Here is a 21,107-nt window from a genome sequence, read left to right on the forward strand (position 1 = left end):
GAGCGATAGCGATGGCAAAAAAGCCTGTGATCACGGCAGCAGAAGCAGCCGCCATGGTGAAAGATGGCATGACAATCTCCACCAGCGGTTTTGTGGCCAGTGCCATGCCGGAAGCCTTGACCCGCGCTCTGGAGGAGAGGTTCCTGGCTGCTGGGACTCCCAAGGGCCTGACACTCTTCTATGCCGCCGCCCAGGGCAACCGAGATGGCAGCGGCGCCGATCACTTTGCCCATGAAGGGATGCTAAAGAGGGTCATCGGCGGCCACTACAATATGGCGCCCGAGCTTGGAAAGCTGATCAACGCCAACAAGCTGGAGGCCTATAACTTGCCGCAAGGCACACTGGCACAATTATTCCGAGATATCGCCGGCCACAAACCGGGCACGTTGACCCACGTGGGCCTGAATACCTTTGTCGACCCCCGAGTTGAGGGCGGTAAATTAAACTCTGCCACCACAGAAGATATCGTTGAAGTCGTCAATATTCTGGGCGAAGAGCGGCTGTTGTATAAGAGCTTCCCCATTGACATCGGTATGATCCGCGGAACATATGCTGACGAAAATGGCAACATCACTCTGGAGAGAGAGTGCTGCACTACAGAGGCCACTTCCATTGCCCAGGCTGTCAAAAATAGCGGCGGCAAGGTGATTGTTCAAGTGGAACGACTGGTGCAGTCCGGAACACTGGACCCCAAGCTAGTAAAGATACCCGGCATCTACGTGGACGCCATTGTCATCTGTGAAAACAAGACGGACCATGCGCAATGCCAGGGCTGTGAGTACGATGGGGCTATGACTGGTGATTTCCGCTTACCGCTCGGGAGTCTGGAAGCCCCCGCTATGAGTGCCAAGAAAATTATTGGCCGGCGGGCGGCCATGGAATTACAGCCAAATACCGTAGTAAATCTTGGCATTGGTATTCCCGAGTACATCTCTATGGTGGCCAACGAGGAGGGCATTGGTGACTACATGACCTTAACGGTGGAGTCAGGGCCTGTGGGCGGTGTGCCTCAGGGTGGCTCCAGATTTGGCGGCTCTGTCAATGTGGAGTCTATTTTGGATCAGCCCTATCAGTTTGACTTTTATGATGGCGGCGGTGTCGACCTGGCATTTTTAGGTTTGGCGCAGGCGGATAAGGACGGAAATATCAATGTCTCCAAGTTCGGCCCCAGGATTGCTGGCTGCGGCGGCTTTATCAACATTACGCAGAATGCGAAGAAAGTATTCTTTTGTGGAACCTTCACCGCTGGTGGCATCAAGACGCATGTTGAGGACGGCAAGCTGGTGATTGACCAAGAGGGACGAGAGCGTAAGCTTCTTGATAGCGTTGAGCAAATCACCTTCTCTGGCGCCTACGCCAGGAAGGGAGGGCAGCCAGTGACTTACATCACGGAGCGGGCGGTCTTTGAACTGCGGACAGATGGTGTGTATCTCACCGAAATAGCCCCAGGAATTGATCTTCAGTCCCAGGTGTTGGGGCAAATGGATTTTACGCCTAAGATTGCTCCAGGAGGTCTCAGACTGATGGACAGCAGAATTTTCTCCGATCAGCTCATGGGCCTGAAATAAATACCTTCTTGCATCAATCAAAAGGGGGATCTCTCATAGAGAGGTCCCCCTTTTAGAAATCTGGTATGTAGGTATAAATTTTAGAGATAGACCTTCTGACATAGCTCAACAAAAAATTTCTCCGCAGTGGTCATGCGATGATTTGAATTCCAGCAAATAGAAAATTCCATAAAGCGGTTAGGCTTCAGCCGGAAATAGATCAGGTTTTCATTGTCCGGCAAAAAGCCAGCGGGAATAATGGTGCATAGCCTGCTCTCACTGACCACGGTAATAATGGACTGGATATTGTACACCTGGTAACAAACATTGGGACTGATACCGTAGGAAGCGAATATCTCATCTACAAACAGGCGAATTTTAGCACCCTTTGTCGGCAATGCAAATGTTTCGTTTTGAAAGAGTCTCAAATCAATCATACGCCCCTGAGAGCCGTTATGGTACCGAGCGGCCATGGGGTGATTTTTGGAGGTAACTAGATACATATCTTCTTGCGTTATAGCAAGGTGAGAGATAGGAAGCCTTGCAGAAATCTCCTTATCAGAAAGGAGAAGGAATCCCAGATCTAGAGTGCCTTGGATCAGCATTTCCTTTGTTTGGGCATTGCTGATATCAAAGACCTGAATATTAAAACCCGGAAACTCCCTTTGAAACTGGGGATAGATCTTAGAGACAATCATGGGGCTGCGGCCAGGAGAGACTCCGATTGAGATGGAACCCTTGCGGTAAGCGGCAATATCATAAATTCGATTATAAGTCTCATCCCGAATGGAGAGTATTTTTTTTGCGTTTTCCACATAGACCTTGCCAGCCTGAGTCAGGGAAAGCCCCTGTTTATCTCTGGAAAACAAGGGGACGCCAAGCCGTGCTTCCAGTTTGGATACCTGCTGGCTCAGCGCGGGCTGAGAGATAAACAAGCGCTCTGCAGCCCGTGAGATGCTGCGCTCCTCCGCAATGGCTACAATATTTTCCAACTGCCTCAGGTCCATCCAAAAGGTCACCACACTTTTCTATTGCAATATAAAAACGGGAACATTCTTTTACCCGCATCCAAAAATCCCCCAGGATAATGGGGAATGTTTTCTATCAGGGGCTATCTGCGACAGATCATCTCTGTTGTATCACTCGCCAGACAAAGAAAAACTGCAACTCCTGCGCATTTCCCAAAAGGAAAAACAACAATTTCTTAAAAATGGCTGTCTTTCCCACCTATGTTCCTATCGTGAAAAAGTATTTGGTATAACGTTCCTTCATATTGTGATGGAAGGGTTCATTGGCAGACCGCCTGTCACAAGTTTTTCTCCAAAGGAACGCAGGAAAATCCGCATACCGCAAAAGGGGGCAAGAATCGCTTCCATTCCGATTCGGTCAAATCAATCGCCATATGTTCCGCCACCTCCAAAATTTTTTATATGCGATTCCATCTCCCCGCCATACAAAAGGTATGATCGTCAGTTTCCATCATGGAAGTGTTAAATCACTTACTCTTCTGGTAATTCTAATCATATTATATCAATTTTTTTTGCAATTTCAACCAAATATCTATGGATATAAAAAGAATAAACTCCTGTATAATAGCCGAAATACGTTCTGTACTGCTCACTCATTTCAAAAGCAAAAATTCAGGATATATCTTTGTGCCCTCATTGGTCTCCGTGCCCCCAGGAGCGTGGGGTGCCATACCGTTCCGCCAGCATCAAATGCCTTGTTGGATCCCCCTTACAAACCATCGCTTTCAAAAAAGCGATGAATCCGTTTGATCATAGAATTCGCCCTGACCAAACGCTGAAATATGTAACGCCGCAAACGTTTAAAGCCGTGCATGAGGGAAGGATGATACCAAAAAGCTAGGTCCATAACTTTGAGTCAACAAACTCTTCTCAATCTTTACATTTGTTAAGGCTCCCTCTAGGACAGGAAAGCCCTGGTAAACCAAGACTTTTCGAAAAAACGCCTCCTGTATTTCGACAAGAAATCCGAAATACAGGAGGCGTCCATTCTGGCAAGGGGCAACAATTCCGAACCCTCTAAAGTTGTTTGCGATTTTGCTTTAGAAGTACCAACCAGCCTCTGACTGGCGGCGCATTTACGCTGAGCAAGTATTTTGGCCGGAGGTTAAAGCCTTGGCGCAGACGGAATTTACTTCCGCCGAGCATGTGAAAATTCTTACGGTATCTATAAAAAAGATGTAACGACTTTAGGTCTGTACCAGAAACCAAATCGAAGCCCAGCGTAGCGGGTTCGATTTGGAGGGGAGGAGCAACAACATGAGCGCGTTCTGACTTATAAAATAAATTGGAGCAAGCGATACAAAGCTTACTCTGACGTGCAAAGGGCGGTTAAAATCGATATTTGCACCCTCTTGATTATTCCGTCCAAGATGTGTAATTGATATCTTGTCGTTCTTTTAAGATTACAGATACATCTCTCTCAAAAGTGCTGTAATTCAATCTATTCTTGCATTCCTTGATATAGTCATCACGAATGCCTACAACCTTGTATACAATTGAAAGTAGGACATATCTCAAAACTCTGTTAGCGGCAGATATTTCTTCAAACGATGGTTCAGTATACCGTTGCTCGTTGTAATGCGTAAAAAAGTTTCTATCATTGCTGATTGCACGAGCCAACCGTCTTCTTCTCTCTTTTGAAATCTCAAGGGTGCCATTGATCTGCGCTAAAACATCTTCAATGCGATATTTCAATGGAATTGGTTTCCTCCTGCAACCATCCGCTTGTGCAATATATTTTGTATGTTCATCTCGATAGTGGACAGAGTACAATTCGATAGCCTGCGTTAAGTTCAGAAAACGGTTAATACGAGTAGAGCGGTTACAGATGATCTCGTAAAAGAGCGTTGGAATATATATGCTATCAGCGTAAAATTTCAACCAATTAGTCCACACTTCAGAAAAGTTTTCAGAAAACTTATTGGCCATAATTAGAAAAGGTTCCTCTGGGACTTCAATATCCTCCTTATGATTTAAATATAATTGACAATCACAATATCCAGGAAAATTTTTAGCATCAACTGTTTGTTCATCAGAAAACAACAGATTTTCTAATGGCAGGTAATAGTCAGCAAAAAAAGATAATAGATTTCTCGCACAAGCAATTTTTGCAATAGCATCTCTGATACTGGTCGGTTTTGAAAACACATAGTCAATATATGGAAGGTACCTATACTCAATTCCATGCCTTGACCAGTTATGAGAAAACCCTCGGTACAAGCGAAGGGTTCCGTCCGTGTCCATGGCCTCGATATCTTCCGGATAGGCAAAACTCAATACAGTGGGATTTTCCTTTGTGAAGCAAACATTTTCGTTAAATACTCTATCAGAAAACATATTATTCATTGTTGCTATTGAGGCAGAAATGTTCGTGACAAATAGATTACCGTCATAACTTCTCCCAATAACTATTTCTGACGGATCTGCAGCAATCTCTATATAATCCGAATGAGCGTAGTATGAGGTTATAATAATATAATTATCAAGTAATGTAACATTTGTCCCGCTAATTTCCCCCCAAATTTGAAATGGAGTTTTCTGTTCCATACAATCCAGATTTTTCTTTTCGATTCGCGCTTGAACTATTACATGGTTATCCTTGTTAACCAAAGTACCAATAAAATCAACCTTATCTTTACCACCTTTACCACTTTGGAAATGGAAGTCCCCAATTTGGTTGAGCAAATCTTTTAGTTTTTTCATTTTGTTCCTCACCCGCACACTTATTAGAACCTTTCTGGTATTATATCACAACGTCTGCTCCATTTGTACTGTATGTTTGATGTGCCCTTTCATCTCCTGCACTCGATTAAAAGTTTCTCTGTCAATGATTGCTTCATGAGCATCCTCCACCATGTACATATCCAACTGTCCATCGTTTTTGACCTGCTTCCCAGTCAGGAAATCCGGCGTATAGCTTTTCTGCATTAGCACCTGCCCGATGTACTTCTCGTTACTCAACATCCGGTCAATGGTGGAAGTACCCCACTCCCTTTTCCCTGTCACTGTTTTGATCCCGTGTTCTTCCAGGTAGCGTTTGATCTTCCGTACACCGTTCCCCTGCACATAGAGATCAAATATCTTCCGTACAATCTCCGCCTCCTCCGGGACCACCTGCAATACACCGTCTGGTCCTTTTGTATAGCCAAGAAATTGAGAATGGTTCAGCATAGCCTTTCCGCTTTTCATCCGTCGGCGCAAACCGAACTTGATATTGTCGCTTTTGTTCTGACTCTCTGCTTGATCAAATGCGGCATACAGATCAACGACACTGTCCGGAGATGTTAGTGTATTGATCCCGCCCAGTTCAATATACACTCCAATACCCATTTGCTTCAACCTCCTAATCGTAGTCATGGTTTCTTTTGCATCTCTTCCAAAGCGGCTCAGCGACTTAACAAGGATCAAATCAATTTTACCTTTCCGGCAGTCTTTCAGCATCTTTTGGTATCCGGGCCGATTCTTCGCGTGGAGCCCAGAGGCATTGTCCGCATACACAGCGACAAACCTCCAAAAGGGATTTCTCTTGATGTATTGTGTAAAGTACTCGATTTGCTTTTCCAAACTTTTCTGTTGTTCTTCGTAAGGAGTGCTGACCCGACAATAAGCGGCGACTCTTAATTGCCGACTCCAAATAGTACGGTTCTCTTCCTCTTGTGGAATCTTGATCACATATCCAGACATAGCAAAACCTCCATGATATCACTGACCAGCAGTATATCATGGAGGTTTAATATAGAAAAAGCTACATTTCAGTCTTACTCTCAAGACTAAAATGTAGCTTTTAACTTGGCAGCGGGTGAAGGATTCGAACCCTCACATACAGAGTCAGAGTCTGCTGTGCTACCTTTACACAAACCCGCTATATCTGTCCGCGACAGCGAACAGATATTATTATACAGAAAAGTGATTCTTTGTCAAGGGGTTTTTCAAATTCTTTTTCTATTTTTATCGTCTCCATCCGCCTAGAAGCCCTTTGAAAAGACCGCCTCTTCCTCGAGACTCTGACCCTGCCCCCGGTTTTCCAGTAAGGCGCTCCAGCGCCTTCCGTGCAAGATCACTCCCTTGATCCGCAGAACTGCGGTATAAGTCCAGGGCCTTTTTTTCGTCCCGGGGCACCCCTTCTCCGTTTTCATAGCATTGCCCCAGGAAAAACTCTCCCTGGCGGCTGCCCTGGGCTGCGGATTTCGTCAGCCACTGAACCGCCTGATGGATGTCCTTGGAAATGCCAATGCCATAATAATAGCACCGGCCCAGCCGATATTGTCCCTCAGCATCGTTCATTTCCGCCGCTTGACGGTAAATCTCAACAGCATGGCGTTCATCCTTCTCAACCCCGCTTCCAGTCTCATAGCACCGCCCCAGTGCACATAGCGAAGATGGATCTTCCCGCTCAGCCGCCCGCCGATACCATGCTACAGCGGCAGTCTGGTCCTTCTCTACGCCTTTTCCCTGTTCATAGCACCAGCCCAAATGATACTGGGCACGGGAATCATCCTGTTCCGCAGCCTGACGGTACCACCGGACCGCCTCCTCCCAACTCTGCTGGACACCAACGCCGGTCTCATAGAGGTAGCCCAAATTACAGGCTCCCACCCGGTCGCCCTGTTCCGCAGCCTGGCGATACAGCCACGCCGCTTTCGCCGGGTCTTTTGCCGTGCCGTTTCCAAATTCACAGCAGACTCCAAGATTACACTGCGCTCTTGAATAACCGCTGGCAGCGGATTTTTCATACCATTTGACTGCCTGCGCAAAGTCTTTTTCCACGCCGCAGCCAATCTCGTAGAGATAGCCTAGGTTGCATTGTCCCGCCGCATCTTCCTGCTCTGCTGCCTGACGGTAAAGCTCCACCGCACGTGCAATATCTTTTTCAACACCCTCGCCGCGTTCATAACATACACCCAGATTACACTGGGCTGCGGCATAACCGGTGCCCGCGGCCTTCTGGTACCAGCGGACTGCCTCTTCCCAGTCCTGCGCCACGCCGATCCCCCGCTTATAGCACACACCCATGCAGAACATCCCCCGGGGGTCCTCCTGTTCCGCAGCTTGGCGATACCAATGAACCGCTCTGGTCCCACTTTGCTCTACGCCCTTGCCATATTCATAGCACCAGGCCAGGTTGCATTGGGCCCGGGCCAAGCCCTGCCGTGCGGCGGCCCCATACCAGCGGACCGCTTCCTCCCAGTTCTGCTCCACACCCTGGCCAATCTCATAGAGATAGCCTAGGTTACACTGCCCGGGTGGATTTCCAGCCTCAGCCGCCTGGCGGTACAGCTCCGCCGCCTTGGCATAGTCCTGCTGAACACCCTCTCCTCGCTCATAACACACACCCAGATCACACATGGCATACGCGGAGCCGGCGTCAACCGCCTTCTGATACCAGTAGACCGCCTCTTTCCAGTCCTGTGCCACGCCCCGGCCATAGTCGTAAGCGCGGGCCACACTGAAAAGCCCACGGGCGTCGTCCTGCTCGGCAGCCTTCTGATACCAGCAAAACGCCTCTTCCATCTGCAGCTCCACGCCCTTGCCGTGCTCATAGCACCAGGCCAGATTGCATTGGGCCCGGGCCAGCCCCATCTCTGCCGCTTTGCGGTACCACTGGACAGCCTCTTCCCAGCTCTGTTCCACGCCTTCGCCCACCTCATACAGGTAGCCCAGACAGCAGCTGCACTCCTCGTCCTCTTGTTCCGCGCCCTTTCGATACCATGCAGCGGCAGCCGCCTTATCCACAGGAACCCCCCTGCCGCGCTCACAGCAGAGTCCCATGCAGAGCTGGCCCCGCGGGTAACCGCGTTCTGCGGCGGCCCGATACAGCTCCGCTGCCGCAGCATAGTCCCGCTCCGCACCTTTCCCATATTCTAAACACCAGGCCAGATTACACTGCGCTCGGGGATAATCCTGTTCCGCTGCAGCCCTGTACCAGCGGACCGCCTCCTCCCAGCTTTGCTCCACACCCCGGCCCGCCTCATAACAAAAGCCAAGACAGCACTGCCCAGGCGCATGTCCGCTCTCTGCCGCACTGCGATACCACTTCACCGCCTGTTCCAGGTCCTCCTGAATGCCGGTGCCGAATTCCAAACATCGTCCCAGCTCCGTCTGCGCCCCGGGATAACCCAGCCACGCGGCAGACTGGTACCATTTCACCGCTTCGACGTCACTCTGCTCCACGCCCTCGCCCTGCCGGTAAGCCTCTGCCAGCAGGAACTGTGCCCTGGGAAATCCCTGTTCCGCGCCCTTGCGGAAGCACTCCAAAGCCTTGGCAAGGTCCTTTTCCACTCCGATGCCGTATGTATAACAATACCCCAAATTTGTCAGCGCCGGCACATACTCCCGGGCTGCAGCCTGGGCGTACAGAACCACGGCCTGCTTAGGATCAGCCTCCACGCCCACACCAGCCTCAAAACACCAGCCCAGGTTGGTCAGGCCCTGAACATCCCCCATGGCTGATGCTCGCTGGTAATACGCCAGGGCGTCCGTGTCCCGCTTTTCGTCTACTGCCTGCCCGCCCAGAGACACCCAGTCACTGGCAGTCATTTCCTCCTCATCAATCCGCAGGAAAAACGTCCCGCCGCAGTGGGGACAAACATCCGGCTCCTCTTCCAGTGTAAAACCACAGTCCGGATTTTCACAACGATAACATTCCATCAATCTTTCGCTCCTATCAGATGTCCTCGCAGTATGCGGTGCCGTCATAGTTTTCTAAAAAGGAATGGGGCCTTCCCCGGTATTTGAAGCCTGGAAACGTGTCCAGCTGAACGCCGTGAATGGCCCGGAAAATACTTTTTTCAATATTGGGATTCGTCTCCTTCAGCTGCCGCAGCAGCACCTTCATCTCCTGCCGCTTGCTCTGCCCAATGCCGTCTCCGGAGGCGTCCCGCGCCTCTGTAAAGCGGCAGGCGCACTGGAGAAAGCGCAGGTGGTTATAGTTCTTCCAAGCAATGATGGCATCCTCGTGGACACAATACAAGGGACGAATCAGTTCCATCCCTGGGAAATTTTTGCTGTGCAGCTTTGGCATCATGGCTTGTAGCTGGGCTCCATAAAAAAGTCCCAGAAGCGTGGTCTCCAGTACATCGGAAACATGATGGCCCAGAGCGATCTTATTGCAGCCCAGCTCCTGCGCCTTGGCATACAGCCATCCCCGCCGCATGCGCGCACACAGGTAGCAGGGATTTTTCTCCACCTTCGTGGTCACATCAAAAATATCGCTTTCAAAAACCTCCACGGGAATTCCCAGCAAAGCCGCGTTGGACTCCATCAATGCCCGGTTCTCCATGTTATAGCCCGGGTCCATTCCCAAAAAGGTCAGGGAAAAGGGCTGTTCTGTGTGCCGCTGCAGCTCTTGCATAAGCTTAGCCAGTACCATGGAGTCTTTTCCTCCGGAAATACATACGGCGATATGGTCGCCGGGAGACACTAGTTCATACCGCTTCACTGCGGCGACAAAAGGATTCCACAGGGATTTTCGATAGGTCTTGATGAGACTGCGCTCGGCAATCTCCTGGGGAGTGAGTTCTCGGGACATGGGATTCCTCCAAAACGTTTTCGGGCTGCTGTGTTCAGCCGTATGCGGCCGCGTCCTCCGCCGTAAAGGGCGACAGGTCGCCGTAGTCCACCTCAATGGACTCCATCACCGCCAGGAATTCCTCCGGGGCGTCGGCGGGCAGCTCCGCCGCGGCAGGCCGCTGCTCCATATAGACAGATTGCTGATCTGGCCGCCAGCATGTGGCATAAAATGTCTCCCCATCTTGGTATACGCTGGCGGCGTACTGCGAGTCTGCCCACTCCACGGTCAGCATCCAGCCGCCGCACAGCGGTGGCGTGCAGCCATCCTCCGAGGCGATGTATGCCGGCGCATAGTAGAGATTGGCCGTCACCACGAACATGTTATCTGAGCCAATGTTGTCCACCAGGACCAGATCCTCGTAAGAGGCCGGAACTGTAATGGTGATCTCCTCGTCAGAGTAGACCGCCACCCGCTCCTCCTTCTCCGGAGGCGCGATCTGTTCATGGGAAGCGGTCTCTCCCGTTCCGGCGGACATCTCTGCCTGTTCCCCGCCGCAGCCCGCACAGAGCAGCAGGATCATTACGCACAGCAAACACCAATTTCTTTTCATTTCTGCACCTCTGTTCGATCCTTTTCATTTACAGCCAGATAGCTCCCAAGCGCAGCAGCGAAGCCGCCGTGCGCCGCAGCCAGGGGCGCTTCTGCCACTCCTCCAGGGTGTAGAGGCTGCTCTGAGCCATAATATCATCCATGTCCTCCAGCAACTCCTCCACGGCCTCGGACTGATACATCAAAACACCACACTCGTAGTGGAGCTGGAACGTGCGGTAATCCATGTTGGTGCTGCCCACCAAGGCCACCTCCCGGTCCACCAGCACGCTTTTCGCATGGAGAAAGCCAGGAGTATACTTGTAGATCTTCACCCCATGGCTCAGCAGTTCCCCCCAATAGGTCTCCGCCACCATATAGGCGTATTTCTTGTCGGGAATCGCCGGAACCAGCAGCCGCACATCCACCCCCGCGTCGGCGGCAATGCACAGCGCCTGCTGCATGGACTCCTCCACAGCATAGTAAGGCGTGGTGATATAGAGCATGTGTCTGGCCGAGTCGATCAGCTGCAGATACGTCTCCTCAATGGGGTTGTCCGGGTTATTCAAAGGCCCGTCCGTGAAGGGCTGGCAGAAGCCGACCGTCTCCGGCCCCTCGTGGCGGGGGCGGTAGAAGTCGTCCTCATTGGGGAAGGTACGACCGATCATCTTCCACATCTGCATGAACTGAGCGGCGAATCCCCAGGCGCCCTCTCCCTCAATTCGAACGCCGCTGTCCTTCCAGTATCCAAAGCGCTCCCTTTCATTGATATATTCATCACCGATATTCAATCCACCAGTATAGGCAAATTGTCCATCAATCACCGCAATTTTCCGGTGGTCCCGGTAGTTGAAGTAGATGCGGTTCACATAGCGGTGAACCGGATTGAATACCTCCACCTCAATTCCCGCGTCCTGCACAGCTTGGAGCGTTGCGTCAGAAAAACGGGTCAAATTGCCAAAGTCATCAAAAATTACGTGGATCTCTACGCCGGCAGCGGCCCGCTCTCGCAGCACAGAAAACATCCGGTCCCAAAGCTTCCCCTCTGCCAGGATATAGTACTCCAGGAAAATATAGACCTCTGCCTTGGAGAGATGTTCAATCAAATCATCAAAAAAGGGCTTGCCATCGCCAAAATACTTGGCTTGCGTGTTTCGATAGAGTAAAAAGCCTTTTTTCTGCAGATAAGCTGCAAGCCGACCCCAGGTGGCGGACTGCCGCCGCAGGCGGGAGAGATTCGCCTCGCTGGACATCCGCCAGCTCTCTCGCTGAGGGACCGGAGGCACCTGACGCAGGCTGAGACTTTTGGCCTGATGCGTACCACCCCACAGCCAGAAGAGAATCATACCAGAGACCGGCAGCGCCAGCAGCAAACACATCCACACCAGCTTATAGCTGGGGCTGCCAGAGCGCTGATACACCCGAATGGCTACGACAGCACCCAAAAGCTCCAGCGCCGTGTAGGCGTAGCTGGCCTTCTCCCGCAAAAAGTGAGTGAGAATCAATGTGGTGGCAATCTGCGCAATGACTGTCAGCGCACACATGGAGATGCTGGTGATGGCGGAAATTCTCCGTTCGATCCGTTCCTCCATCCTCGGCTGGTTTTTGCGCATGCCTCCACCTCTCCTCTCTTATCTATGAAATAAAAGTATTATACTCAAAATGCACTGTTTCTTCAACCATGATTGTGTAAATAAATTCTGGCTGCCTGTTCTCAAATGCCATGAGCGCAAAGCGCGCCTGGAACACATGACGAAATCAGGTAAATGGCCGGATAGGTTGGCCGTCCGGCCTGCGCTTTTTGACCCAGGTACCGGCGCATGGCCGCTGCCGCAAAAAAAGAGACGCTCACAAAAAAGTGAGCGTCTCTTTTAAAAAATGCACTTACAGCGCGGCCTTCTTGGCCTTGTAAGCCTTGACAGCCTCGGTCAGAGCGGGAACAATCTTCTTCAGATCGCCCACAATGCCCAGATCAGCCAGCTGCATCATGGGGCAGAACTTGTCGGTGTTGATAGCCAGGATGAACTCAGAGTCCTCCATACCGGCCTGGTGCTGAATCGCGCCGGAAATACCGCAGGCGATATACAGCTCGGGATGGACGGTCTTGCCGGTCTGGCCGACCTGACGATCCTTCTCAATCCAGCCGCTGTCCACGCCGATACGGGAGGAGGAAACCTCGCCGCCCAGCTCGGCAGCCAGCTCGCGCAGGGGGTTGTAGCCCTCGGGACCGCCCACGCCGCGGCCGCCGGAGACCAGGATCTTGGCGTCGGTGATATCCACAGCCTTCTTGGTCTGCTTCACCACGTCCAGGATCTCCACGTTCATGTCGGCCTCGGTCAGGCCGGCGTCAACCATGACGACCTCGCCGGTGCGGCTGGTATCCTTCTCACCCAGCTCCATCACGCCGGGGCGGACGGTAGCCATCTGAGGACGGTAGTTGCGGCACACAATGGTGGCCATGACGTTGCCGCCGAAAGCGGGACGGGTCATCTTCAGGTTGCGGTCAGAGGTATCCAGGGCCATGATCTTCTCCTCAGGGAGGTTGGTGGCCTTACGCAGATACTCCTGATACTTGCTGACCTCCACATCCAGACGGGTGCAGTCAGCGGTCAGGCCGGTGTGTACGCGGCCCGCGATACGGGGAGCCATGTCACGGCCAATGCTGCTGGCGCCAAACAAAACAATGTTGGGCTCATAGTTCTTGATCACATATTCAATGCCGCGGACATAGGGCTCGGTGGTGTAGTGCTCCAGAACAGGAGCGTCCAGGACCAGCACCTTCTGGGCGCCGTAGTGGATCAAAGACTGGGCCTTATCGGCAATCTTGTAACCCATCAGCACGGCAACAACCTGCTCACCCAGGTCGGCAGCCAGCTTGGTGGCCTCAGAGATCAGCTCATATGTGACCTTCTGAATGTTGCCATTGCGCTGTTCAACAACTACATAGATATCTTTACTCATCGTCTTATGCCTCCCTTAGATGATATGGCGCTCAATCAGCACCGCCATGATCTTCTCCACAGCTTCCTCAGTGGACAGACCATCCAGCACCGTACCGGCGGTCTTGGGCTTCTTGCCGAAGGACTGGAACACGTTGGTGGGAGAACCCTTCAGACCGATCCACTCGGGATTCAGGTCGTCCTTCAGGTCGTCAAAGCCCCAGACCGTGATCTCCTTGTTGTAAGCGTCCACGATGCCGCCAGCATGCATGTAGCGGGGCTCGGTCAGCTCGGACAGAGCAGTGACCAGGCAAGGCATCTTCACCTTCAGCATGTGAGACTGATCCTCATACTGACGCTTCACAACCACGCTGTCGCCATCCACGTCCAGCTGCTCGGCGTAGCTGACCTGGGGGATCTTCAGCTGCTCAGCGATCTGGGGACCGACCTGAGCGGTGTCGCCGTCGATGGCCTGACGGCCGGTGATCACCAGATCGAAGCCGATCTTGCGCAGACCGGTAGCGATGATGGTGGCGGTGGCATAGGTATCAGAGCCGCCGAACTCACGGGCGGACAGCAGATAGGCGTCGTCCGCGCCCATGGCCAGAGCCTCGCGCAGAGCGACGTCCGCCTGCGGGGGGCCCATGCATACGACGGTGACCGTGCCGCCGACCTTCTCGCGCAGCTGCAAAGCGGCCTCCAGGCCGGCCTTATCGTCATGGTTGATAATGCTGGGCACACCGTCACGGATCAGGGTGCCAGTCTTGGGGTCCAGCTTAACCTCAGCGGTATCGGGGACCTGCTTGATACAAACAACAATCTTCATCTTATTCTGCACTCCCCTCTTATTTCAGCTTCATAGAACCGGAAATGACCATCTTCATGACCTCAGAGGTACCCTCATAGATCTCGGTGATCTTGGCGTCGCGCATCATGCGCTCCACCGGGTACTCACGGCAGTAGCCGTAGCCGCCCATAAACTGCACAGCAGCGCGTGTAACCTCGTTGGCAACGTCAGAAGCGAACAGCTTCGCCATGGCGGCATAAGGGCCATAGTTGCCATGGTTGTCCTTCTCCTTGGCAGCGCGCCAAGTCAGCAGGCGAGCAGCGTCGATCTTGGTCTGCAGCTCGGCCATCTTGAACTGGGTGTTCTGGAAGGAGTTGATGGTCTTGCCGAACTGCTTGCGCTCTTTGCCATACTGAATGGCCTCGTTCAAAGCGCCCTGGGCGATGCCCACGGCCTGAGCGGCAATGCCGATACGGCCGGCATCCAGCGCCTTCATGGCGATCTTGAAGCCGCCGCCGACCTTGCCCAGAACCCGCTCCTTGGGTACGCGGACCTTGTCGTAGGTCACGATGCAGTTGCTGGCAGCACGGATACCCATGCGCTCAATGTTCTCGCTGACGGTGATACCGGGCATCTCCTTGAGGTCCACGATGAACGCGGTCATGCCCTTGGCAGCGGGAACGCTGCGGTCGGTCAGGGCGAACAGCACGCAGGTGTCAGCGAAACCAGAGTTGGTAGTGAACACCTTGGAACCGGTGATCACATAATCGTCACCGTCCTCAACGGCCACGGTCTGGGCACCCTGCACGTCGGAACCGGCGCCGGGCTCGGTCAGGCCATAGCAGCCGATCTTGCTGCCGTCAACCAGGGGACGCAGGTATTTCTGCTTCTGCTCCTCCGTGCCGAACTCATTGATGCAGGAGCAGCAAAGAGACGTATGTACAGAGATGGTGATGCCAGTGCTGGCGTCCACCTTGGACACTTCCTCCATGCACAGCGTATAGGCCAGAGTATCCGCGCCGACACCGCCGTATTCCTTGGAATAGGGAATGCCGAAGAAACCATACTTCTGCATCTTCTCCAGCAGCTCCGGGGAATAGACCTCTTCCTCGTCCATGTCCTTCGCCAGCGGCTTGATCTCTGTCTCCGCAAATTTGCGATACAGTTCCTGCTGCAGCAGGTGCATTTTGCTCAGTTGAAAATCCATAGCTACCTCCCAACAATTTTTAAACGCTAGTGGCATTTGGGCAACAAGTATTTTGCCTGCAAACTAATCGCTGCATATCATTGTAGCCGTTTGACATATACTTGTCAATACATTTTATATACTTTTTTTCTCGTTTGTCAAGGCTCTTTTCCCCTTCTCTCCGAAGACCTTCTCCATGCTCAAACACGCAATGGATTTTCTTGACAAAGCCCCGTCTATTCTGCTATAATGCCTCGTATTAAATGCGAGGAGTTTCCATTATGGATATTCATTCATGTATCAATTTTATCCTCTCCAACACGCAAAACGCAGTCAATAACTATTTCAAGCGTGAGCTTCAGGAATATGATATCACGCCTTCCCAGTATGCGCTTTTGCAGTGCCTCTGCACGCAAGACGGCCTGACACCCTCTCAGCTGGCGCAGGAACTGCGCTTGGATACATCCTCTATTACAGGGATTTTGAGCCGGCTGGAAAAGAAAGGTCTGATTGACCGCGTCTATAACCAGGAGGACCGCCGCAGCGTCTCCATCCATCTGCGGGAAGAAGGCCGCTCTCTATGGTCTCAGGTTGACCGGGTCATTGACGAGGCCAATGCAAAAATCACCAATGGACTGGACCCCGAGCATTATGCACAGTTTCTGTCCGCTCTGAGCATGATTGAGCGCAATACCATCGCAGAATAAGAGACCCAAGTGGCCCCCGCCATCAGACGGGGGCCACTTTCTGCTTTTACGCACTCAGGGTCTGCTTTCCCGCAAAAGCTGCTGCTTGATGTCCCAGAGTTTCTGGCTCAAGTCCACATAGTATCCGTGGGGATTTTCAAACCGCTTGACCTCCTCCCACAGGGTGTCCACCTGTTCCATGCAGTACGCTTGAATCTCCCGCAAAGGCGGCTGTGTGTAAACCAGCTCGCCGCCACGGAACACTTGCACCTGTAGGGGTCTGATCGTGTAGTTGGTATAGGTTTTGCGCTTCCATGTAGCGCGGGGATCAAACAGCTCCAGCGGCTGCGCAGCATCCACCGCCTCATCGTGGACGGTGATGTAATCCGCCTCCGCCTTGCCGGTAGCTTTATCGTAAATCCGGTAGAGGGTCTTAAAGTGGGGGTCAGTGATCTTGTCCACATTTTCACTGACCTTGATCTTGGGCAGAACACGTCCTCTCCCGTCCTCCACGGCCACCAGCTTATACACCCCGCCAAATACCGGCTGGCTGCTGGCAGTGATCATTCGCTCGCCCACGCCGAAGAGGTCCACCTTCGCCCCCTGCTGCAGCAGGTCCCGGATAATATACTCATCCAGGGCGTTGGAGGCAGAAATCTGGCACTCCGTCCACCCTGCCTCATCCAGCATTTTCCTGGCCTCCCGCGTGAGATAAGCCAGGTCTCCGGAGTCCAGCCGGATACCGCACCGGGTAATCCCGCGGGGCTTCAAGACCTCGTTAAAAGCGCGGATAGCGTCCGGCACGCCGGATTTGAGGGTGTTGTAGGTATCCACCAGAAGCGTTGCATTGGTGGGGTAAATCTCGCAGTAGGTCTTAAAGGCCTCATACTGGCTGTCAAACATCTGGACCCAGGCGTGGGCCATGGTCCCACCAGCAGGCACACCGTAGATCTGGTCAGAAAGCGTGCAGGCCGTTCCTTTGCAGCCGCCAATAAACGCCGCCCTGGCGCCGGATACAGCGCCATCAATGCCCTGGGCACGCCGGGAGCCAAACTCCAGCACCGTCCGGCCCTGGGCCGCCCGGACAATGCGGTTGGCCTTGGTGGCGATCAAACTCTGGTGATTCATGGTCAATAAGGTAAATGTTTCAATCAGCTGAGCCTGAATTGCCGGCGCCCGCACCGTCACCACCGGCTCCCGGGGAAAGATCGGCGTCCCCTCCGGCACTGCCCAAATATCTCCCGTGAAGCGGAAGGTGCTGAGATATTCCAGAAATTCCTCAGAAAACAGACCTCTGCCGCGAAGATACTCAATATCCTCCTGATTGAAATGAAGGTTTTGAATATAGTCAATCAGCTGCCCCAAGCCCGCGCAGATGGCGAAGCCGCCCTTGTCCGGCACGTCCCGGAAGAACACGTCAAAATAGGTCACGCGGTCCCGCATCCCCGCCTGAAAATATCCGTTGCCCATGGTCAGCTCATAAAAATCGCAGAGCATGGTCAGATTCTGTTCTGTCATCATTGCACCTCATTTTCGGTTATTGCTATGATTATAGGCTGTTTCGATGGGAAAAGCAATTCCTTTTCCTGCAAATTGGCGGATTTTCGTATTCTGTTCTGCAAACAAATTCATTTTCCTGTTTTTCAATGCCTGAAAATCTCCTCTTTGAGAAAATGTCAAATTTTTCACTTAGAGGGAAATTCTCAGTTGACAAAGCCTTCGCTCTCCCCTATGATGGGGAATATCAGACGGCCAAGCCGTCAACATGAGAAAGGAAGCATTTCTCCATGGACATTATTTTAGGAATTGATGTCGGCGGTTCCACCACCAAGGTGGTGGGGCTGGACGTTCATGGCAATCCCCTCTCCATGCTGCGGGTCCGGGCAGAGGATCAGGTCACGAGCCTCTTCGGTGCGCTGGGCAACTACCTCTCCAGCAATCATCTGACCTTGGAGGATGTACGGCGGGTAGTGCTTACCGGCGTGGGCGCCAGCTATGTGGATGGAAATATCTATGGCCTGCCCACCTATCGGGTGGACGAATTCTCCGCCAGCGGCGCGGGCGCTCTCGCGCTTTCCGGCCAGGAGCGCGCCGTGGTGTCTACCATGGGTACCGGCACAGCATTTCTACTGGCTGAAAAAGGCCGCGTGCAGCACCTGTGCGGCAGCGGCATCGGCGGCGGCACCCTGGGGGGGCTATGCCACAAGCTGGTTGGTATGGAGCGCTTCGGCCAAATCAAAAAATTGGCCCTTGGGGGAGATTTAGGGCAGGTAGATCTAACGATTGGAGATATCACAAAAAATCCGGCAGCCACTCTGGACCCTACCCTGACCGCAGCTAACTTTGGCAACCTGGCGGAGGACGCCAACTGCGCCGATGTGGCCGCCGGTGTTGTGAACCTGGTGCTGCAGGCCATCGGCACCATGACCGTGCTGGCCTGCCGCTGCTGCGACACCAAGACCGTCGTTCTCACCGGCTCCATGACAACCCTGGACCAGGTAAAGCCTAATTTCGAGAACTTTGAGCGGCTCTATGGCATCCATTACATCATCCCTGACAACGCCACCTTTGCAACCGCCATCGGCGCGGCGCTTTGCAGCCTGACCGAAAACATATGACGAAAAGCCTAGAGTCCCTGCGGCTGGCAGAGGCCTTCTTCGCGGAAAGGCCGGAACTGCTGTCAACAGTTCGCGCTTTTCTAACCGAGGCATGGGAAAGATGGCCAGAGACGGAAGTTGTCACCCAGAAGTCTCAGGTGACTCTGCGGGGGCCGCGGCCCTTCTGTGCCCTCTCCACCCACATCCGCTTTCCCCGGATGCCCGGCCCGTGCTATGTCACGTTAAGCCTCTTTCTGCCCCGATCCCTGCCGGATCTGCGCGGCGGCATGGCAGTGGAACCATATCCCGGCCGCTGGGCCAACCATCTGCCCCTGTTTCACCCGGCGGACCTGGACACGCAGCTCTGGGGGTGGGTGGCGGAGGCCCAAGCCTTTCGGAATATCAAGACCTGAGGCCGGTTTGTCTCATATGGTGTTTGAGGCGGTACTTTTTACCGCTGGCATCTCGCCTTCATAAAGGGCCGCCTGACGCTATAAGCGTCAGGCGGCCCTCTTGATTATTCTTGGGACTCCTCCTCGGAGTCATCCTCTTCCTCCACGCCGGAGAGGTCAAACTCCAGCTTCTCCCCGCAGTTGGGGCAGATCACCTCGCCATCCTCCAGGATGGACTCATCAAAATAAATGGTCTCCTCACAGGTGGGGCAGGTAGTGGCGTAACAATCCTCGTCGTCATCTTCTTCATCATACTCGTCGAAGACCACGTCCTCCACATCCTCCAGGTCGTCGCTGACGGCGTCCAGGCCGTCAGCCAGCTCCGCCTGCTCGTCCTGAATGTCCTCCAGCTCCAGGGCGATGTCCTCCAACACGTCGATAATAGCGGCAAGCAGCTTGCCCTCTCTTTTATCCGTGTTCAGCTCCATGCCCTCAGCCAGTCCCTTCAAATACGCAACTCTCTCGGTAATCTCCATGTCAGCAGCTCCTTTCCATTTGTCAGTTGATAGGAAAGGGGGGAACTGACTCCCCCCTTTTGATGCCTTTATTCCTTGCAACGGCCCAGATACTCGCCAGTGCGAGTGTCAATCTGAATCTTCTCACCCTCATTGATGAACAGGGGGACCTTGATCACGGCGCCAGTCTCCAGCGTGGCGGACTTGGTCACATTGGTGGCGGTGTCACCCTTGACGCCGGGCTCGGTCTCAGTAACAACCAGATCCACAAAATTGGGGACCTCCACCGTAAAGACGCTGCCCTTGTAGCTGAGCAGAGAGCACATGGTGTTCTCCTTAACGAACTGGAACGCATCGCCCAGCACGTCCTTGTTCAGGGGGACCATGTCATAGGTCTCCGGGTCCATGAAGTAATAGAGATCGCCGTCGTTATAGCTGTACTCGGCGTTCTTGCGCTCCACGGCCACCTGTTCAAACTTGGCGCTGGGGTTAAAGGACTCCTCACGGATGGTGCCGGTAATCACATTCTTGTACTTGGTGCGCACAAAAGCCGCACCCTTACCGGGCTTGACGTGCTGGAAATCCACCACCAGCATGGGTTTCCCATCCATCTCAAAAATCATACCCTTCCGGAAATCACCGGCAGTAATTGTAGGCATAGCTGATTCCTCCTCACAAATCTTGCGAGAAAACGACCTGCGGGAGAGGGCATTTTCTCTATACACAGACTCTTTAAAAAATACCTTTGCTATTTTATCCTATGTTGTCCGCTATTGCAAGCATTTTTCAACCATTTGTTGGTTTTTTTCCCCGGCTTTTTTCAACTCGCCTGCGGCAGACCGCCTTGAAGGGGGCCTGGAGTGCATGCAGCACCTTCTGCCAGGGCGTCACGGCGCCGCCCAGCGGCTCCACCATCAGTGCCAGAACACCGCAGCGGTTTGCCGCCAACATGTCCGTGAGCAGCTTGTCCCCCAGCATGGCGGTGTGGGCCCGGTCCGCGCCGGAACGGGCCATAGCGGCCTCCAACCCCCGGGTGGAGGGCTTTCCAGCTCGTCCCTGGTAAGGCACACCCAGATCCGCGCAGAATTCCGTCACACGCCTGCCAGAGCGGTTGTTGGAGACAATCATCAAGGAAATCCCCTCCGCCCCCAGCGCGGCGATCCACGCCCGCAGCTCCGCGTCCGGAGACCTGACGGACTTGGGTGCCAACGTAAAATCCAGGTCGCTTAACAGCAGTGTGATCTCCTGCTTCTTGAGATATTCCGGCGTGACCTCACGATAGTGCGCAAAAAGGCGGCCCGGAATCAGAGAAAACGGCATAGGATGCTCTCC

At 53.2% G+C, this 21,107-nt stretch carries 18 protein-coding genes, 1 tRNA gene and 1 pseudogene; 4 read left to right on the forward strand and 16 right to left on the reverse strand.

The window, feature by feature from the left end; genetic code table 11:
* Positions 1 to 11 precede the first annotated feature (11 nt).
* Positions 12 to 1,568, forward strand: a complete 1,557-nt coding sequence (locus KJS55_RS00660; protein ID WP_213542432.1) for an acyl CoA:acetate/3-ketoacid CoA transferase — start codon at positions 12 to 14, stop codon at positions 1,566 to 1,568.
* 80 nt (positions 1,569 to 1,648) lie between these two features.
* Here KJS55_RS00660 and KJS55_RS00665 read toward each other — a convergent pair whose 3' ends face one another.
* From KJS55_RS00665 to KJS55_RS00715, 12 genes and pseudogenes are all read right to left on the reverse strand, one after another.
* Positions 1,649 to 2,362 (reverse strand): LysR family transcriptional regulator substrate-binding protein, encoded by a 714-nt coding sequence (locus tag KJS55_RS00665; protein WP_228300423.1) that lies wholly within the window; start codon positions 2,360 to 2,362, stop codon positions 1,649 to 1,651.
* Between the two features lie 18 nt (positions 2,363 to 2,380).
* A pseudogene (locus KJS55_RS17625) lies at positions 2,381 to 2,554 on the reverse strand (LysR family transcriptional regulator); the annotation flags it as partial.
* A gap of 1,377 nt (positions 2,555 to 3,931) precedes the next feature.
* Positions 3,932 to 5,278 carry an ApeA N-terminal domain 1-containing protein gene (locus KJS55_RS00670; RefSeq protein WP_213542434.1) on the reverse strand — a complete coding sequence of 449 codons (1,347 nt, stop codon included), beginning with the start codon at positions 5,276 to 5,278 and terminating at the stop codon, positions 3,932 to 3,934.
* Positions 5,279 to 5,323: 45 nt separating this feature from the next.
* Positions 5,324 to 6,259, reverse strand: a complete 936-nt coding sequence (locus KJS55_RS00675; protein ID WP_213542436.1) for a recombinase family protein — start codon at positions 6,257 to 6,259, stop codon at positions 5,324 to 5,326.
* Positions 6,260 to 6,365: 106 nt separating this feature from the next.
* Positions 6,366 to 6,439, reverse strand: a tRNA-Gln gene (locus tag KJS55_RS00680).
* An 84-nt stretch (positions 6,440 to 6,523) separates the two neighbouring features.
* Positions 6,524 to 9,223 carry a tetratricopeptide repeat protein gene (locus KJS55_RS00685; protein WP_213542438.1) on the reverse strand — a complete coding sequence of 900 codons (2,700 nt, stop codon included), beginning with the start codon at positions 9,221 to 9,223 and terminating at the stop codon, positions 6,524 to 6,526.
* Between the two features lie 16 nt (positions 9,224 to 9,239).
* Entirely contained in the window at positions 9,240 to 10,103 is an 864-nt protein-coding gene (locus KJS55_RS00690; protein WP_187032808.1) for a tRNA 2-thiocytidine biosynthesis TtcA family protein, read from the reverse strand.
* Between the two features lie 34 nt (positions 10,104 to 10,137).
* Positions 10,138 to 10,695 carry a hypothetical protein gene (locus KJS55_RS00695; protein ID WP_187032806.1) on the reverse strand — a complete coding sequence of 186 codons (558 nt, stop codon included), beginning with the start codon at positions 10,693 to 10,695 and terminating at the stop codon, positions 10,138 to 10,140.
* Positions 10,696 to 10,723: 28 nt separating this feature from the next.
* Entirely contained in the window at positions 10,724 to 12,286 is a 1,563-nt protein-coding gene (gene cls, locus KJS55_RS00700) for a cardiolipin synthase (RefSeq protein WP_187032804.1), read from the reverse strand.
* Between the two features lie 271 nt (positions 12,287 to 12,557).
* Complete coding sequence (locus KJS55_RS00705) at positions 12,558 to 13,634, reverse strand: electron transfer flavoprotein subunit alpha/FixB family protein (protein ID WP_187032802.1); 1,077 nt, start codon at positions 13,632 to 13,634, stop codon at positions 12,558 to 12,560.
* 15 nt (positions 13,635 to 13,649) lie between these two features.
* A complete protein-coding gene (locus KJS55_RS00710; RefSeq protein ID WP_187032800.1) occupies positions 13,650 to 14,438 on the reverse strand; it encodes an electron transfer flavoprotein subunit beta/FixA family protein in 789 nt (262 codons plus the stop codon).
* Positions 14,439 to 14,457: 19 nt separating this feature from the next.
* Positions 14,458 to 15,606: an acyl-CoA dehydrogenase family protein gene (locus KJS55_RS00715; RefSeq protein WP_187032798.1), complete on the reverse strand. Its 1,149-nt coding sequence runs from the start codon at positions 15,604 to 15,606 to the stop codon at positions 14,458 to 14,460.
* A 260-nt stretch (positions 15,607 to 15,866) separates the two neighbouring features.
* On the opposite strand from KJS55_RS00715, the gene KJS55_RS00720 reads away from it, so the two are divergent.
* Complete coding sequence (locus tag KJS55_RS00720) at positions 15,867 to 16,292, forward strand: MarR family winged helix-turn-helix transcriptional regulator (protein ID WP_187032518.1); 426 nt, start codon at positions 15,867 to 15,869, stop codon at positions 16,290 to 16,292.
* Positions 16,293 to 16,346: 54 nt separating this feature from the next.
* Here the strand turns inward: KJS55_RS00720 and KJS55_RS00725 are convergent, their stop codons facing one another.
* Positions 16,347 to 17,789 carry a nicotinate phosphoribosyltransferase gene (locus tag KJS55_RS00725; protein ID WP_187032520.1) on the reverse strand — a complete coding sequence of 481 codons (1,443 nt, stop codon included), beginning with the start codon at positions 17,787 to 17,789 and terminating at the stop codon, positions 16,347 to 16,349.
* Between the two features lie 269 nt (positions 17,790 to 18,058).
* Between KJS55_RS00725 and KJS55_RS00730 the strand changes: the two genes are divergently transcribed.
* Both KJS55_RS00730 and KJS55_RS00735 read left to right on the forward strand, forming a co-directional pair.
* The gene (locus KJS55_RS00730) at positions 18,059 to 18,889 is read left to right on the forward strand and encodes a BadF/BadG/BcrA/BcrD ATPase family protein (protein ID WP_187032522.1); all 831 of its coding nucleotides are present in this window, start codon (positions 18,059 to 18,061) and stop codon (positions 18,887 to 18,889) included.
* Positions 18,886 to 19,281, forward strand: a complete 396-nt coding sequence (locus KJS55_RS00735) for a DUF5655 domain-containing protein (protein ID WP_213542440.1) — start codon at positions 18,886 to 18,888, stop codon at positions 19,279 to 19,281. The genes KJS55_RS00730 and KJS55_RS00735 overlap by 4 nt, the downstream gene beginning before the upstream one ends.
* A 104-nt stretch (positions 19,282 to 19,385) precedes the next feature.
* Here the strand turns inward: KJS55_RS00735 and KJS55_RS00740 are convergent, their stop codons facing one another.
* The 3 genes from KJS55_RS00740 to KJS55_RS00750 form a co-directional block, all read right to left on the reverse strand.
* Entirely contained in the window at positions 19,386 to 19,796 is a 411-nt protein-coding gene (locus KJS55_RS00740) for a CD1247 N-terminal domain-containing protein (protein WP_187032526.1), read from the reverse strand.
* Between the two features lie 68 nt (positions 19,797 to 19,864).
* The gene (efp, locus tag KJS55_RS00745) at positions 19,865 to 20,434 is read right to left on the reverse strand and encodes an elongation factor P (protein WP_187032528.1); all 570 of its coding nucleotides are present in this window, start codon (positions 20,432 to 20,434) and stop codon (positions 19,865 to 19,867) included.
* 127 nt (positions 20,435 to 20,561) lie between these two features.
* Entirely contained in the window at positions 20,562 to 21,095 is a 534-nt protein-coding gene (locus tag KJS55_RS00750) for a YqeG family HAD IIIA-type phosphatase (RefSeq protein WP_187032530.1), read from the reverse strand.
* Positions 21,096 to 21,107 lie beyond the last annotated feature (12 nt).

Origin of the sequence: Pusillibacter faecalis (genome assembly GCF_018408705.1) — a bacterium.
In the GTDB taxonomy this organism is placed as follows: domain Bacteria; phylum Bacillota; class Clostridia; order Oscillospirales; family Oscillospiraceae; genus Oscillibacter; species Oscillibacter faecalis.